This is a genomic window from Burkholderia sp. GbtcB21 (assembly GCF_019091065.1).
Lineage (GTDB): Bacteria > Pseudomonadota > Gammaproteobacteria > Burkholderiales > Burkholderiaceae > Burkholderia > Burkholderia pyrrocinia_C.
This window is the reverse complement of record NZ_JAGXKA010000027.1, coordinates 41430-57013: the sequence shown is the minus strand read 5'-3', so window position 1 is coordinate 57013 and position 15584 is coordinate 41430. Positions and strand designations below refer to the sequence as shown.

The following is a 15584-nucleotide window of genomic DNA, read 5'->3' as shown; positions in this document are numbered from 1 at the left end:
TCTCCACTACTTTGGTGGGGACTACTCTGGCAACTTCTTTTCACCCAGTCGAGACGGTGCTGGGGACACGCTTACTTATTGTCCGTAGACCGGCATCGATATTTGCGACTTTTCGGAAATCGGGTATACGAACGCAATTTCCCAACGATCACCGAGTAGTTGCGCAGCCCGTTCCGCCTGCTTTCGCGAAAGTGCGCCTCTCCCAAGCCGCCAGAACACATATGCGACCATCACTGCTCGAATTCCGATCTCTTGGAGGGCAACCATGTTCACTCCAGCAGAGGTACCGGACAGCACGCTAGCGGAATTCAAGGACACGACTGACGCGCCAGCGAAGTTAGTGAGCAGAACTAGCTTTATTTGTTGCGTAATGGCAACACCGCGACAAATGCGGCATTTCCCCCAACCCTTGAAGCTAGGCGATTTGCGCTTGATTGCCGTTAGCATGGTTACTGAGCACCGCTAGCGCCAGTTGTGAACGCCAACAGCAGGATCCGGCATGGCGCGCGCGGACGATCGATCCGGATCGCGTGGTTCAGCCCCGTGGGCCGGCGATGGTGTTGCCCACGGCCTTGTTGATGTACTGGTCACGCGCGCAGCGTATGCTGATTGAGTCGACCGCGGCACTGGAGGAATGGCTGGTGCATTCGGACGTCGGAGACGACTGCTTTCGTATCCAATTTGAAACAATTTTTTTCGATTTCATTCGCCGAGACATTTCTCCGCTTCATCTACTAGAACAAAATCAATGCCCTACGCGATCTGGCTCGTTTCTTGCTGCGGTATACGGTAGGACCGTGGCTGCACCACCGGGCGACAGCCGAACCCCTTTGTTCCGACGAAGTGCACGGAGGAAACTATGTGCGCGCGAATCGTTGTTCTTTTGCACCTCGCCATACTTGCATGTTTCGGCAACGCTGCGACCGCCGCGCCTTTGGCGCAGATTCTCGGGAACTCCGCGTCGACGAATTCCGCCATCCTCCTTGCTCAAACCGACCAATGCAGTATGTCTGATTGCGCAAACTCATGCCCAAACGCAGACGAGTGCATTGCGAATGGTCACCCCGTCATCAATTGCCGCGCAGAAGAAAAACACTGCCTAGATTCGTGTGCAATGAAATGCGCAAATCCATGAAAGAAACGAACGATTGATGACCAATACGGATGCTGGTCTGCCTGTCGAGTAGTTGCGCACACGTTCTAGCCTCGAGCAATCACAGCGCGGCGTTTTGATTTGTCGGCCGCCTGCAGCATCCGAGCTCAGCCCCGGCCAAGACCAGCGACATACAGTCGTGATACAGCCGGATCATTTCGTATTCGACGTCGATTAGAAGCGTGAAGATCTCTGGTGGCCACTTGCAGGCCCGTTCATTAGCTTTGCTGATGTGGCCTGCCACGGTTGGCGGGAAAACCCTATCTTTAATGATACTCTCAGGATGCCTACAGTTCTTGGGCCTAATACAAAGAAGTGAAAGGAGAGCCAAATGTTAAGAACGGTCGTGGCCGGGTTTGTCCTCCTAGGTATGGCCGGGGCGTCGCTGGCCCATGAATGTGACGCGATCCTCGAGCAGGGCGTTCGAAACATCTTCGCGACCAAAGAAACTTCGAATTTCGAGGCTGACATGCAGAGCGCATTCTGCAATTCGAGCGCGTCGGAGTATGGCGATCAAGTCGGAGCCGGTCTCGACATTGGCTTTTCGCTATATGACGTGCCAATCAAGCTTGGCGGCAATTACAACAGCAGCGATTACAAGAAAATGCAGCAGAAAAATTGCGGCGCAAATAGTTCGAATTTTGCCTCTTCCGGCTACCACGAATTGTTGTCGGCAGTTGCCGATCCTCAGATCATAGCCGCGTGGTCCCAATGCAAACAGAGCGGTGGCCTTTACATTAATGCCGAGGCGAACGGCAATACTCTGATTTACACGTTTCGGTTCAGACCTGCCGGGCCTGTTACGGAAACAAAGCTAATCGGGGACCCTCAGATTATCGGCGCAGCTTGCCCAAGCCCTGTAGTCAAGGATGGGACAGTCGTCAGCAATGTCAGCATTAGCCAGATCTGCTATCGGCAGAGTTCCGGTCCAGTAACGACCGTTGCCAATAGCCAATTCAACTCGTTCACTCTACTCATTCCTGAAATTCGCAAGGACATTGTCCAAATCACCCACGGCGGTGGCACTGGCGGCGTCATCCCGGCGAGCACCTGTCCGCTCGGCATGACTACCCGGTGCATCATCCGGCCGGACGCGCTTCCGCCGGGGACCCCCGTCTCCTCATGCGACCGGCCCGCAGGCATGCCCCCTGGGACAGCGTGCACCTGCCCGAAATTCGGCCCAGGTCAGCCACCGCCGCTGATCGGTACATTTCCGGGAACCGCTTGCTGAACTGCGATTTTCTGATATTCCGGCTGCAGCAAGTAGTGGTTGCCTGAGAAAGCGAATGGGGCGTTATTTAGCCGGAATTCGGGATCAGGTATTTCTTCCAGCGCACCGGACCGTGAGCGGCTACAGGTACACGAGCGTGTCCGGGTGCTGTGCTATGAAGTCGGTGACGCGCTGCGTGCGACGCTCGCCCAGGCGCGGCACCACGCGGTACCAGCACCGGCGTCGCGCGCGGACCAACGCGAGCAAGTCGGCGAAGGTGGCGACGCCGGCGGCCGCGAGCCGTGCGACCAGTTTGGCGTCGAAGCAGCCGGCGAGCGTTTGCGCCTTGCGGTGGCCTCGACAAGACTCTCCTCCATGCGCGTCAGCGCCGCCTCCTGCCGGTCGCGCAGGCACCAATTGCGCGCGACCTTGCGAGCGAGTGCGGGCGACGTCGCCGGCGGATAGGTCTCGACGTACAACGCGACGAGCTCGCGCTCGCTGTAGGACGCATCGGGATCGATCGTCGCGCGGAACGCGTCGAGCGTCGGCACTTCGCCGGCCGCCCTGCCCTCGGCAGCGCCCGCGAGCGCGTCGCGCGGCCAGGCTGCCCGTTTTCAGGCGCAGCAGGTGCGCGGCATCGACGTCGCGCGCGCCGCGCGGCAATCGTCAGCGTGTCGCGCAGCGTCGCGAGCGTGCGACGTGTGACGCGCACGTCGGTGCCGGGCAGACCGTAGTGCGCGTGCAGCGTCGCCTCGTCAAAGCCCTCGAGATACGCGCGATACAGCGCGAAGTGAGCGGGCGCCAGGCGCAACAGCGCGCGCGGATTGGCCGCGTGCGCACTTCAAGTCGCTCCCGCTTGTGCGGACCCGGCGGGCTTTGTGTGGAGCCGCCCCATCAACTCGGGCAAGTAATTGAGATCGTCGGGACTGAAATCCGCTCGATCGACGATGGCTTTGAACCTGCCTTCAAAGTGTCGTTGGTAATCGGCCACCAGTTCCGAACGCGGCACCTGAATCTCGTCTCGAATTTGATTGGCGAGCTCGCATGCTAGCAATCCGTAGTGGATCGACTGTTGCTCCGTAAGCGATCAATAAACTGCGCCCGTCAGACAGATACCCGAAGGATTGGAAAAAGCCTTCCGGGAATAACGGATGATTCTTTCTCGCCGATTTTTTCTGCGCCGAGCGCCAGATAGAACGGCACGGCATTGGGATCAGCTTCGATCACGAAGCTCTTGATTCCCCTTGCCGCCGCTTCTTTTCTGAGTTCGGACCATAGTGCACGTGCGACGCCCCGACCCATATGATCAGGGTGAACGAATAGCCACCCGCGAGTAGGTTCATCTGAATCAACCGAGGCCCTGACCCAAAACCCGATTATCTGTTCTTCGGTTTCGGCGACGTAGGCAATTGAGCTTTCGATCATCCCGGGTGTGACCGTAAGGTCGGCGTGCCACAGATCCAGCCATTCTTTGGGGTAGCCCTAGTGCGCCTTCGAAAGAAACGCGAGCTTCGTGAGCTGGTCCGCATCCGAAGGGCGGCCGGCGCGTATCACAAACTGAGGGTACATCTCGCCTCCTGTTCAGCGCTTTCTGGCGGGCAACACCAGGGCAAGAGCGCCTCGTAGTCGCTCACGATGTTCGCGAGCGGAAGTTTCTGGAACAACCATACGAGATAGCGATACGGCTCGACGCCGTTCGCCTTGCACGTCTCGACGAGGGAGTACAGGTTGGCACTGGCCTGCGCGCCGGCGACAGTATCGGAGAACAGCCAGCCCTTGCGGCCAACGACGAACGGCCGGATCGCGTTCTCGCACAGATTGTTCGAGATCGGCCAGTTGCCGTTACCGACGTATAGGACCAGCTTGGACCACTGTCTGCTCATGTACTGCAATGCCTTGCCGAGCAGACTCGACGGCACAACGCCCGGCAGATGCTCGACCAGCATGCGCTCGATGATGGCGAGCACGCGGGCGCTGTACCGGGCGCGCAGTCGCTGCCGACGTTCGGGCTTCCACTTCGCGCTGCGCGCCTCGGCCGCGAACAGCTTGCCGATCAGCATAACGAAGCGCGTGGTAAGCAGATCCGGCGAGCGTGCGGCCTTCGGCACCGACTCTTCGGCCTTGATGAAGCCGCGGCGCACGTGCGCCCAGCATCCGAGATGCACGAGCTGGTGATCGTGAGCGATGCCGTTGTAAAGTTCGTACCCGTCCGTCATCAGCACAGTGCCGGGCTGCACGCCGGCATAGAGTTTCTGTGCATGTTGGGCGCTGCGTCCTGACGAGTACGAGAACATCCGCACGGGCGGCCCCGAGCCGTTGACCTGCGCCCATAGGTAACTCTTCGTCTGCGGCCTTCGTCCTGGTTCCTTCAGCACCTGGAACGTGGTTTCGTCGCCGTAGATCAAGTTCGATTCGAGCAGCGCGTCGCGCATCAGGTCGATCACCGGTTGCGTGGCGAGCCCCACCCGCACTACGCTGGCAGCCAGCGTGTTCGACGAGATGTCGCCACCGAAGCGACGCAGCAGCGTGGCCTGGCGATACAGCGGCATACCGTACTGGTACTTGCCAGTGATGATCCACGCCAGCGCGGATTCCGTGAGCAGCCCGCGAGGAATAATGCGCGCCGGTGCAGGCGTGACCTTGATGCCCAAGTCGCAGCACGGGCAAGCGTACTTGACCCGCTGGTGCTGAACGACGCGCACCTGCTCGGGAATCACGTCGAGCTGCTCGCTCGTCTCGACACCGATCTCCACGAGGGCACGGCCGTCGTGCGCGCAGAATCGTTCAGCCTCGGGTAGTTCGTGCCGCACGACCTCGCGTGGTAGGTTCGGATCGAGCGGTTTGCGCCCACGCTTGCCGCGCGTGTGAGCGGCGACCGATGTGCCGGGCACGTCCTCGCGCGCAGGTGCGTCGGTAGCCGTCGCAAGTGCCTCGGCTTCGTTGAACAGGCCGAGCTGATCGGCATGGCGCGCCTCGCTCGATGCACCGAACAGTTCGTGCTTGTAGGCCCGTAGCTTCTCTTCGGCCAGATCGCGCTGGGCCGTCACGAGCCGAAGCTCACCGCGCAGCGCATCGCGTTCGACGCTCGCGGCAATCAGCGCCTCGTACTCCTCGGCGCTCAACATGACGGGATTGTTCGGCATGACCGATTAAACCATGCCACCCGCGCGGTGTTCAGCTCATCCGCGCGTAATATCGCTGGGGATGCTTCTGGATCACGGCCAGGTCGATGCCGTCGAGCAGCCAGTGCAACTGCTCGGCGCTGAGCGTGATCGTGTCGCCTCCGTTCGGCCAGACGAAACGGTCGGCTTCGAGTCGCTTGAGCAGCAGCCAGAAGCCGTTGCCGTCCCAGCCGAGAATCTTGATGCGATCGCGACGTCGATTGCCGAACACAAACAACGCCGAGATCATGGGGTTCAGGTGCATCGCGTGTTCGACCAGGATCGACAGTCCGTTGATACCCATGCGGAAGTCGACCGGATCGCGATGCAGATAGACTTTCAGCTCTTCGTCGAACCGGAACACGGCAACCTCCCCAGCATCTGGACGATCGTCGCCAGTTCATCAAGGCTCGCCTTCCCAAGATCGAATTCGACGCCGTTGGGTAGTCGTACATGCACCGCGATCGCCATCAGCAACTCAGGCGATCGCGGTGGTGACGGCTGCTGTGGCGCCGACATCACCGGCACAAATGCAGACGGCGACTCAGGTGAGGGATAGCGGGACGTTGGCCCTGGAATATCAAGCGGTACGCCGTCGGCCACAACCTCATCGGCCGATGGCCGTGCAAGTTGCCGTTGTTGATGGCTCGCGATCCATTTACGCAATTGGTTCGGATTGACGTCGTGATCCATTGCCGCGCGAGCAATCGACACGCCAGGCCGCAGGCACAGCTCGACCAGCTCCCGCCGTGCTGCTTCATCAAATTCGCGTCGACCGTCTCGCTTGCGGCCAACTACCAGTCTGTTTCGAAGATTCGGTTGCTCTGTCATTAAGGTCTGAGTGCAAGTGTCCACGCGGACACCTAGCTTCTGACCTCCCGACCGTCATGGGAAGGGCGTCATTTATAGACCGCTTACAATCAAAACAACGTTGTCACCGAGCGCGGTGCCGCGAAGAGCGGTGTCAGCCCCCCCTTGCGGGGCCGGCAGTGCCGGTCACGCGTTGTGAGAACTCTGGGTTTGAGCGGGTAATGCGTGTCGTTTCAGACTACAGGATTCTAAGGGAGACCGGAGTTGCGAGCGAATCGCATCCGAAATGCCGTATGTCAGTCATGACCTTGCGGTTTCGCCGAGAGATGTCCAGCCTTATCCCGCCGTCTTGACGATCCCGCCTCTCAACGAAGCGCCGGTACGCGCAGCACTGCAGCACTGGGTTTAACGTTGATTCCAATATTATTTGACTTCCCTCCGCCACTACCCCCGCCCTCTGCCTCCGTGCCGTTGCGGCTTGCCCCCCCTGACGTCGAGGTGCCGGACGACGTCGGGTTTCCCGTGATGGTGATAACGTCACCGTGTGCAGGCGTTCCGCTGATCGTCAACGTGATGGGGGAACTCTCGTTATCCATGGTGACTTGTGTATTTGGCTTGCCCGGGCTCGCGATCGCATCCAGCGGAAATGTCTTCTTCATTGCAAACGAGACGACGCCATTTTTGGATGAAGCGGTTACGTTGGCCGCCTTAAAATCGCTACTCGCAGTGACCGCGGATGCTACGCTGTCCGCGACCGCCGCGGCGGATTGACCACCCTGCGGCACCGTGTATTTCACACTGATCGACTGACGGCCTGACGTAGCGGTCTGCCCTGACTGCGAGGGTTGCAACGCAACCGATATGGTGCCTTCTGCCCACGCAAGCGAACATTCATTGTGGTATGAAAGGATCATGCTTCTCTCGGCGTAGACGTCGAGGTGGTCCCGCCCATTCTGGTCCAGCCCGTTCAGATACGCGATATATTTTTGGATGTCAGCCTGATAAGTCGACTGTATAGATTGAGCGACGTGCGAAATAGACAGGGTGTTCAAATAGTTGGCGCTGATGCCAGTCTTTGCAGCACCGAATACGGTGCTGCCAGCGGTAAGGGAATGAACGACGGTGAGCGGAGTAAACACGGTCGCCAAGGTAGATGAAATAGTCCCCAGCACATCGAATGCAAACCCCGATCCGGCCATCTGCGAGTACAGCGAATTGACGAAATCAGCACATTTCGATTGAGAATCCTGGACGAGCGAATTGACAGCCTGAAAGTTTGATAGCGACCGGCTCGGCGTCCCGCTTTTGTCCCCGGACTGAACACCCGAAGCTCCATCGGGGGTGGCGGGTTTTGGCTGCTTCTCCGCCAGCGCCTCGCTGGCCGTCATCAAAGGCTTCGCTGTCAGTTGAAAACTACGTGGCACGGTTGAGCAGCCGGCGGTCAGAACGAGGGGCAGCGATATTGCCAGGTAAGTGAGTTTCATGACTTCCCCCGTCATTTCGAGTTCTTGTAATCGAGTAGCGCCGCCGCTTGGCGCAGCGAACACACGTCAAGCGGCAGGCTTCGGGGGACGCACTGGGTGCATAACCGACTCGGGGCACGACGGCAGTGGATGCAAGATCTCGGAGAATCCTGGCGAGTCAATGCTCGGCACCGTAGACAACGATGGAGCCGGCCGCGCGTCGGACAATCCGACGTCACTCGCACGTAGGCGCCACTTCCTATTCCAAGCACGCGCTTCCTTCTTAGTCAATCCCGATTCGGATATCGCATCGACGAAGAACGCGACGTCACGCCCCAGGCGATCGTCATTCACATTCGAGGTTGGAAACAACTGCGAGAAAGCTCGCCGCACGTTGGGTGGCGTGTGGGGTAGCCCCTTTGAGGAAAGAAGCTTGCGAATCTTCATAGCCGAGACACCAGAGTCGTCCGGCGGTGACGACTGAGTCGACCGGTCAAGGAAAAAACCGTAGTCAACCTCTGTCGGCGCGACACCCAGCGTCCGATACAGCTGGAAAAACGATCGCATTTTCGATGCGTCGCTAACGGGCGAAGCATAGTGCTGCTGATAGGCCATGCGCACAGCAGCGAACGAACCGAAACGCGCAAATCCGTTCGTCCACACCGCCCGTCGCTGATCATCCGCGAAAACGGAGCACAAAAACCTGCGTGCAGACTCACCGTTCAAGTGAACGAGCTTGCGCAATGCGCTGGCCTCACTGCCGAATGCCTGATCAACAAGAGCGGGGGCGCTAGCATCGACACGCGCGACGATCCACTGCACTTCCCGGCCGCCTCCGGCCGTGGCGCCACGCGGCCCCCAGGTTACGAAGCTTGAACGATCGTTGCTGAAGCATGTTTTCTCTGGATGAGCAGACGACCAAAGTGGCTTGCTCTGACAGAAGTTCCATTCGAGATGATCGTAATCGGTCGCCTCGTAGGTGAGGACCAGCGACTGCGCCCGTTCATCGGCCGAAGGCGGAGGCACGTCGGGAAGCAACTGCTTCCACAGTTCCAGTGTCAACTCCCCCTTGAACGCCGGAGATCCGTCAGGGAGCTTCTTCTCCAATGGCGGGCACGCCGCGACGACCTTCACGACTCCCGCGGAGCCAGCACCGAACACGCCGTCTGCCTTAAGGCCTGGAGAGCCGCAACCATGCGCCACGCCGTCGAGGGCCGCTTGTGCACGAGCGACCTTTCCAAACTTCCCGTCGAAAATTGCTCGATCATGGACCGCGTAAAGCGTGACGTCCTCCTGCGCATGCGCGGCGACGACATAGCCTCCCCCACACGCGGCCGCCAGAACGGCCGTTGTTGCGAAGCGAATCATTGTTATCCCCCGCCGAACCGATCTATCGTGATTGTTTCTGCTTCGCACGCCTACATCTCGTACGTAACACAAGCATAGACGGTACTCGAGAGAGGGCCAACCAGATTCTTACCCCGACCCGTTGATCAAAATGAACTTGTCGCCGGTTGCGAAGGAAAATTGTCAGTATGCAAGTCGACGGCGACCAAAGGATACGAAACTACCGGAAATGCATGAGTTTGAACGTCGCGAATTGAAGTCGTCACTGGCCTTGGCCTTGCAACGCTCGATGTCGGCTCCCCCGCGGCGCCGTTGCAGCGCCGGCAACCCGTTCAAACGTTGTGCGAATTCGGAGTTTGGGCAGACTATCGTGCTGTCGTGATAAGTTCCTTATCCCGCTTGCGCATTCATCCCGACGTCAGGATCTGTACGCGACAGCGAATGGCGGTTGGGGCAACGCGAACGAATCCGCACAGGAAAGCGGTCATGTGCGTCACCGATCACGAGCGAGATATTTGGAATCCTAACGCCCCGCCGTCCTAGGCGGCCGATTTCCGTACCTTTCCCCCATTGATGGCGTTGAGCAAGATCTATTTCGCACGGTACGGCGTAGACGATGTCACGACACGCTCGGCCAATACCGGCTTGCCGAGCGTTTCCAGCATTCGCCGCACAGCCATGGTGGAACGGGCCGATGCACCGTTGGGACCCAAGATGATTTTCACAACAAGCTGCTCGAGCGTGACGCCAGTGGCGGCTCCGTCGAGTGGCGCAATCTTGAATTTCAGCTTTGGCTCGACCATTCCGCCGTTGATGAAGTAGCCGAGCATGTCCGTGAGAATCTGGTTAGGATCGTAGTGCCGCGAGTACACCACCCGCCATTCCTTCTCCTCCCGAAAACCGCGATGCTTGGTGAAGACCGATAACGTGAGAAACCGCTCAAAGAGCGCTGAGGCGCAGGTGCGAAGGGCATCTTCGGGGATGTTGCATGCGGCTACTAGTTCGGCGAATTTATCGAGAATCTGATCGATCCATGCAAGCCGCTCTTCGCTCGTTCCGTAGGTGACCGGGTCTATGCGCAGCGGTGAACGTGGAATCTCCGTTAGCGCCGCTGTATTAAACACAATGGCTGCGCCACTGCCATTCGCGCCATATCCCCGCCACATTGACAGAAGACCATCATTGTCGGCCGGATCGTGCTCGGCAAAACAGGCAATGTATATGTCGAACAGCAGACCTTTGTCGAACTGGTCATAGATCCAGAGAACCTGTTCGCGAAACCTGTCGTATCGCTCCGGGGTCTTGAAGGCGTTCCTGACAGAACTGTTCTGCAGAAACCGGCTGCGGCTGTTCGCCAGACCGAACACCAGTTCTTCGTAATCGTTCATGTAGAGCGGATTCGAGAACCAAAACTGCTCGTTCTTGACGACCGCCTCGAGCGTGGTGATCGAGCAGTAGTGTGCGATTAACGGCCTGAATTCCGGAAAACGCTGGTCAGCGGGGCGCAGGTCTGCCCATATAGGGTGAAAGTACGCCGCGTAGTCAAAATCGTCGCGCATCGTGCAACCTCAGAAATTGAGCACCGTTTCGTGGGTGAGCCTGCCTTCGAAGAGCTTTTCGAGGTCGGCCGTCAGGGCTTTCGTCTTCCATTTCTTCGAGTCGACCCGCCGGTTCTGGCTGTCGTACAAGCGTCATGCCCAACGAGGGGCATGACGTGCGCGCCGGGACGTGGAGAACGGCATCAACCCGCCGCTCCACCCGGAGATACGAACAGCCCAGCCATCCGCGCCCGCCGTTGCGCGAGTTCGGTCATCTGTTCGGCCGTGGGCAGGTAGACCGCGATCTCCCTGACCCAGCGCCCCAGCCCCTGGATCTCCAGCTCGAGCCGGATCGGCAGCCGCTGATTCGCCGGCGCCTCCGCGAGCAGTTCAAGTTGACGCACCCGCGTCACGCAGCGCAGCGGCGTGGTTTCCTGTTTACCCAGGGGATCGCGGTAAGGCACCGCAGCCTGGCGCACCACCTCGAGTTTGAGCAGCAGGTCGAGCCACGGCGATCCGCGATAGGCCTGGAAGTATTCGAAGAAACGCACTCCGAACGACGGATGCAGCGGGCTCTCGCCTTGTTGCATCGACAACACCTCGCGCACACGCTGCGGCAGATAGTCCACGCCGCTGACGCGGGCGATCGCGCCGCGGTCGTCGAGATACAGATCGTCCGTTTCCGCGTGCAGGGTCCACCCGCTGCCGAGGTCGCTCACGTCGACGCGCGCCGTACCGGGCGCGACCGTGCACCGCAGGTGGTAACCGCCGTCCTGTTTGGCGAGGACCGGCGCCGCAGCGAGAACACGGCCGTCGCCCAGTTCGTTGCTGAGCACATAGCAATCCTCGGGAGGCAGGCGTCCGAACCGGTCGATGTAGTCGACGACCCCCTGGAGATCGCTGATCAGGAAATGCCCGAGCCGCAGCGTCCACCCACGCGCGTCGACCTGTGTCAATTCGCCCGTACAGACGATCTCGGGGCCGATCGCCAGCAGCCCCGCCGCGACCAGCGAGGCCTGCCCGGTGCGCACGGCCCGCTTGCAGGCGTCCTCGTGCGCCTGTTTCATCGCGCGCAGCCGCGGCGCGGTATAGGTGACGTCGTCGCGGTCGATCAACCGGGCGTGGTCGGCGCAAAGCCAGATCGCGTTGTCGATGCCGCCACGCGCTTCCGGCGTCATCGTCGCATCGTAGCGCCGGCCGCCCGGCGCGGCGGCATGGATATGGGCGGCCTCGCCGATCGTGGTGCTTCTGTCGGCCCCCTCGTCGCTCGGCCCGACCGTTAGCTTGCCGCAGCCGGTGAACGCGCAGTGCCAGCCGGCATTCGCCGCGACCGCCTGCCGCACTTTCTTGCTGAAATCGTCCCGCTGGCCCATCCGTGCCTCCTGCGTTTCGTTGATCCGGATCGACCCACTCGCCGCCTACGCGCCGTCATGCGCCCCAACCATCCCAATACGCCAGGGTCGCCGCGAGAAAGGCCTCGCATTGCGCCGGAGCCCAGCAGGTCGGCGCGTTGTCGCGCAGCAGGTAGTACTGCCGGTTGGCACACTCCAGTTGGGTCCTGTCCGCCTCCGTCGCCAGCCAGTTGTAGGCGTTGACGAAGGACTCGACGTAGCTGCCGACGAATTTGTCCACCGGCACGTTGTACAACAGGCCCTCGAGATAATAGGACGGCGCACTGCCGGCCTCGATCGCGCCCGCCTCGACCAGCGCGCTGCGCAGGTTCTTCCAGATCCGCACCATCGGCTTGAGCCGCCGCTGGGTGGCCTGGTGCTGGGCGGTGAGGTTCTCGGCGTGTTGCTTGGGATAGTTGGCGATCCGCGTCCCTGCCGCGTCGTAGAAACAAATACCTTCGTCGTAGGACTGGTCGCGCAGGCCGTTGAAGCGGTAGTAGCGCCGGTAGCCGATCGCAGCGATCACATCCGCCTTGCGGCGCGTGCCGCGCGCGGCGATGGCGATCGCCTTGTCGCCGACCGTGACGTCACCGCCGTAGGCGTCCGTCAGGACCGACACCACGTCCTTCTTGAAATCCCGGTGCGTATACACCGCATCGTAATACGCCGCCCGCCAGGCGGTTTTCTGCTCCTCGCTCAACGCCTTCAGGTCCTGCTGGAAGCAGTCCTTCAGCAGGATCACCACGTCGACATCGCTCTCGGCGTAGATATTCGTGGCGTTGCCGTAGGAGCCCTGCAGGAACACCTCGACGTTCTTGCCTGCATAGGGACTGTCCGCGTCCTCCAGCGTGGATTTGATCGCCTGATAGGTCAGGCTCGACCCACGGATGGCCCCCTGGTGCGACCAGGTTTCCAACTGCGCTTCGGAAATGGGCATACGGTCTCCTTACCGCAGGAACGCTCGCAACGCCGCCTCGCGGGTGGCGAAGGATTCGCTGCCGCGCTGGCGCAGCAGGTTGAGCTTGGCGAGGTCGTGCTCCAGCAGGTCGGTGGCCATCTCTGGACGCTCGAACACGTCGCTGATGCGGATCGTGGGCACGTCCTTGAACAGCACCTCGCGCAGCTGGTCCATCGACTGCGTGTTGATTTCCAGGGTCTTCTGCAGCAGTTGCACGCTGAGCAGGTATTTCTTGGCGAGCCGCATCGTCCAGCTTCGCTTGGGCTCCGGGTAGACGCCCACGCCGATGCTGACCACGCGCAGATCCTCGTGCGCGTGCTCCAACGCGACGACCGCGTCGGCGATCGCGTACAAGGTGGGATTGTTAGCGCAGTAGCCGCCGTCGACCAACTCGACACGATCCCCGGCCGCGGTAGTCACGAAGGTGCGCTCGAAGAACGGAAAGGCCGAACAGGACGCCTGCACGGCCTTGGCCAGGGTCACGCCGAAGCCCGGCACGAAGGTGGCCGCGCGCCCGTGGGCCTGGGCCGCGCTGCCCTTGAAGATCATCGGCTTCTCGGTCATCCAGCGGGTCGCCACGACGCCAATGCCGGTCTTCACGTCGGCGAAGGTGCGCTCCTGGAATAGTTCGGTGGCGAGCGCTTCCAGCGCGGCCGTGCGATCCCTCGCCCGGCGTTGCGCCATGACCGTCGGTACATGCCGCTGGTAGAGCGCGTGGATCGCCTCGACCTCGTAGCCCAGGGCGAGCAGGCTGGCGATGATGGACCCGGTGCTGGTACCGAAGATCAGATCGAAGCACTCGCACAGCGGCCGCCCCGCCATCGCCTCGATCTCGCGCAGCACTCCCAGCGTATAAAAACCCTTGGCACCGCCGCCGTCCAGCGAAAGAATCCTGCAAGGCCTCCTGGCCGCCGCCGGCGCGTCGCGCCCTGCGTTTGTCTCGCTCATGTAACGCCCCCCGTCACCGCGCCAGTGTAGCAGCAACAATACGGTGCGCTGGCCGCTCGCGTTAATAGGCTGGTTGTGAAGCGTCTAGAGGTTGTTTCTCGAGGCGGGAAGTCTAGCCATCGGCACTTTGCCGCCGATGGCGCTATGAGCTCGATGCCAGTTGTAGTGGTGCTGCCAACTGGCCCAGGCTTCGTTGCGATGGGCCGAGCTTTGGTATGTCCGCGCGTAGCCGCACTCACGTGAAGCTGACTGGATAAAGCGTCTAGCCTTTCCGTTGGTCTGCGGACAATGCGCCCGCGGAAGTTTGTATAGGCGCTCACAATTAGCGCTAGCAGTGTTCACAGGCGCGCTAGCTAGTATGTTGCTGTCTACAAATCAACCGTGGGTTTGCAGTTCGGTGCCGCGACCGCGACGGGGTACGGCCACAAGGGGTCCCTTTGATTTTGGTGCGTTTTACCGATGTATGGCGATCTAGCTCCGACAAGGGCTTGCGGTCAGGCCCCTGAGAAATACGCTTTATAATCAAGATGATGCTGATTGACATGCCGACCACTGGGAAGCCCCAGTGTTAATGCCATGGGTGTTGCCTCTGGCTTCTGCAGTTCATCGGTCTGCAACCGCTATCCGCTGACCTGCGTCGCGTCCGAATGGATACGCCCAAACGGATCGTGCAAGGGCGTCGCCGTGTCGCCGCGTGCAGGAATGACAATGTGTTGGTACCGCACGTGCAGCGATCGAATACGCGAGCCCCTGGGCCCGTCCGGCCTCGCGGTCCGTTGCGCCGCCCCCCCCCACCGCGCGCACCATCGCGACACAGTGATCCGCTTGCTTCTTCGCACGAGCCGTACCTGGTCGACGTCACCGTGAGCGTGTGGCATTCCGCAATCGAAGGGGCGACGGCACCGGTGCGGGGTTTGGCCTTTCACTGCTGCGCAGCATACTCGAAGACGTGGCCGACCGCACCGAGCTCGCAACAGGTACTGCCGTTCGTCGACGTCGCTGATCTCGCGCGCTGCGCACGCTCGCGGGCGGCAACCGGCGTACGGCGTGCTGCACGGCACGGAACGTGATGACGCGGCGCCGGCGCTGCCATCAGCCTCCGAGGGAACGGAGATCGTGACGGACTACCGCGCGATGGGCTTCACCCTCGGCCGGCATCCGCTGGCGATACTGCGCGATCACCACCTGCAGTCGGCCGAACAGCTGGCGACGCTGCACAACGGGCAGCTCGCGCGCGTGCGGACTGGTCACGGTGCGGCAGCGACCGGGCACGGCCAATGGCGTGCTGTTCATGACGCTCGAGGACGAAACAGGCGAGGTGAATGTGATCCTGTGGCCCAAACAGCTGGAAACGTATCGGAAGGAAACGCTCGGCAGCCGCGCTGCTCGCCGTCTATGGCGTATGGCAGGCCGAGGACAAGGTCCGTCATCTGATCGCGAGCAAGCTCGTCGACCGGACCGCGTTACTTGGTGCACTACCGACGACAGCACGGGAGTTTTGCTGACAAGCGACACACAGAACAGGGTCACGGCGACCGCGAGATCCAAGAACGAGCTCATACCTAACAAAAAATGTATATCTTAGGCAATAAAGCCACTACCGAC

General features: G+C 60.7%; 11 protein-coding genes and 3 pseudogenes. 2 read left to right on the top strand and 12 right to left on the bottom strand.

All coding sequences use genetic code 11. The features are described 5' to 3' along the window. Positions 1-1484: 1484 nt before the first annotated feature. Positions 1485-2384 carry a hypothetical protein gene (locus KVT39_RS34435; protein ID WP_217591174.1) on the top strand — a complete coding sequence of 300 codons (900 nt, stop codon included), beginning with the start codon at positions 1485-1487 and terminating at the stop codon, positions 2382-2384. Positions 2385-2504: 120 nt separating this feature from the next. Here the strand turns inward: KVT39_RS34435 and KVT39_RS38175 are convergent, their stop codons facing one another. The 12 genes and pseudogenes from KVT39_RS38175 to KVT39_RS34375 all read right to left on the bottom strand — a co-directional run. Beyond that, positions 2505-2777, bottom strand: coding sequence for a phage integrase family protein (locus KVT39_RS38175; protein ID WP_368858952.1), 273 nt, complete (start codon positions 2775-2777; stop codon positions 2505-2507). A gap of 690 nt (positions 2778-3467) precedes the next feature. Beyond that, positions 3468-3932, bottom strand: a pseudogene (locus KVT39_RS34425) (GNAT family N-acetyltransferase). Beyond that, the gene (locus KVT39_RS34420) at positions 3914-5506 is read right to left on the bottom strand and encodes an IS66 family transposase (RefSeq protein WP_217591173.1); all 1593 of its coding nucleotides are present in this window, start codon (positions 5504-5506) and stop codon (positions 3914-3916) included. Before KVT39_RS34420 ends, KVT39_RS34425 begins: the two are co-directional and overlap by 19 nt. A 31-nt stretch (positions 5507-5537) precedes the next feature. Continuing rightward, positions 5538-5888 carry an IS66 family insertion sequence element accessory protein TnpB gene (gene tnpB, locus KVT39_RS34415; RefSeq protein ID WP_217591172.1) on the bottom strand — a complete coding sequence of 117 codons (351 nt, stop codon included), beginning with the start codon at positions 5886-5888 and terminating at the stop codon, positions 5538-5540. Further along, the gene (locus KVT39_RS34410) at positions 5864-6355 is read right to left on the bottom strand and encodes a transposase (RefSeq protein WP_217591171.1); all 492 of its coding nucleotides are present in this window, start codon (positions 6353-6355) and stop codon (positions 5864-5866) included. Before KVT39_RS34410 ends, tnpB begins: the two co-directional genes overlap by 25 nt. 344 nt (positions 6356-6699) lie before the next feature. Further along, on the bottom strand, positions 6700-7818 hold the full coding sequence (locus tag KVT39_RS34405) for a hypothetical protein (RefSeq protein WP_217591170.1): 1119 nt from the start codon (positions 7816-7818) through the stop codon (positions 6700-6702). Between the two features lie 66 nt (positions 7819-7884). Then, on the bottom strand, positions 7885-9165 hold the full coding sequence (locus KVT39_RS34400) for a hypothetical protein (protein WP_217591169.1): 1281 nt from the start codon (positions 9163-9165) through the stop codon (positions 7885-7887). A gap of 569 nt (positions 9166-9734) precedes the next feature. Further along, complete coding sequence (locus tag KVT39_RS34395; RefSeq protein WP_217591168.1) at positions 9735-10703, bottom strand: DUF2971 domain-containing protein; 969 nt, start codon at positions 10701-10703, stop codon at positions 9735-9737. Between the two features lie 182 nt (positions 10704-10885). Further along, a complete protein-coding gene (locus tag KVT39_RS34390) occupies positions 10886-12055 on the bottom strand; it encodes a hypothetical protein (protein ID WP_217591167.1) in 1170 nt (389 codons plus the stop codon). Between the two features lie 55 nt (positions 12056-12110). Beyond that, entirely contained in the window at positions 12111-13010 is a 900-nt protein-coding gene (locus tag KVT39_RS34385) for a nucleotidyltransferase (protein ID WP_217591166.1), read from the bottom strand. Positions 13011-13019: 9 nt separating this feature from the next. Beyond that, the gene (locus tag KVT39_RS34380; protein ID WP_217591165.1) at positions 13020-13979 is read right to left on the bottom strand and encodes a patatin-like phospholipase family protein; all 960 of its coding nucleotides are present in this window, start codon (positions 13977-13979) and stop codon (positions 13020-13022) included. 84 nt (positions 13980-14063) lie between these two features. Beyond that, a pseudogene (locus KVT39_RS34375) lies at positions 14064-14288 on the bottom strand (integrase core domain-containing protein); the annotation flags it as partial. A 542-nt stretch (positions 14289-14830) separates the two neighbouring features. Here KVT39_RS34375 and KVT39_RS38170 point away from each other — a divergent pair. Continuing rightward, positions 14831-15484 (top strand): annotated as a pseudogene (locus KVT39_RS38170) (OB-fold nucleic acid binding domain-containing protein); the annotation flags it as partial. Between the last annotated feature and the right edge of the window lie 100 nt (positions 15485-15584).

Bases quoted from the DNA above. Each gene is read 5' to 3' on its own strand.
- KVT39_RS34410 (WP_217591171.1), bottom strand. From the start codon at position 6,355: ATGACAGAGCAACCGAATCTTCGAAACAGACTGGTAGTTGGCCGCAAG.
- KVT39_RS34405 (WP_217591170.1), bottom strand. From the start codon at position 7,818: ATGAAACTCACTTACCTGGCAATATCGCTGCCCCTCGTTCTGACCGCC.
- KVT39_RS34420 (WP_217591173.1), bottom strand. From the start codon at position 5,506: ATGCCGAACAATCCCGTCATGTTGAGCGCCGAGGAGTACGAGGCGCTG.
- KVT39_RS34385 (WP_217591166.1), bottom strand. From the start codon at position 13,010: ATGCCCATTTCCGAAGCGCAGTTGGAAACCTGGTCGCACCAGGGGGCC.
- KVT39_RS34380 (WP_217591165.1), bottom strand. From the start codon at position 13,979: ATGAGCGAGACAAACGCAGGGCGCGACGCGCCGGCGGCGGCCAGGAGG.
- KVT39_RS34395 (WP_217591168.1), bottom strand. From the start codon at position 10,703: ATGCGCGACGATTTTGACTACGCGGCGTACTTTCACCCTATATGGGCA.
- KVT39_RS34435 (WP_217591174.1), top strand. From the start codon at position 1,485: ATGTTAAGAACGGTCGTGGCCGGGTTTGTCCTCCTAGGTATGGCCGGG.
- KVT39_RS34390 (WP_217591167.1), bottom strand. From the start codon at position 12,055: ATGGGCCAGCGGGACGATTTCAGCAAGAAAGTGCGGCAGGCGGTCGCG.
- KVT39_RS34400 (WP_217591169.1), bottom strand. From the start codon at position 9,165: ATGATTCGCTTCGCAACAACGGCCGTTCTGGCGGCCGCGTGTGGGGGA.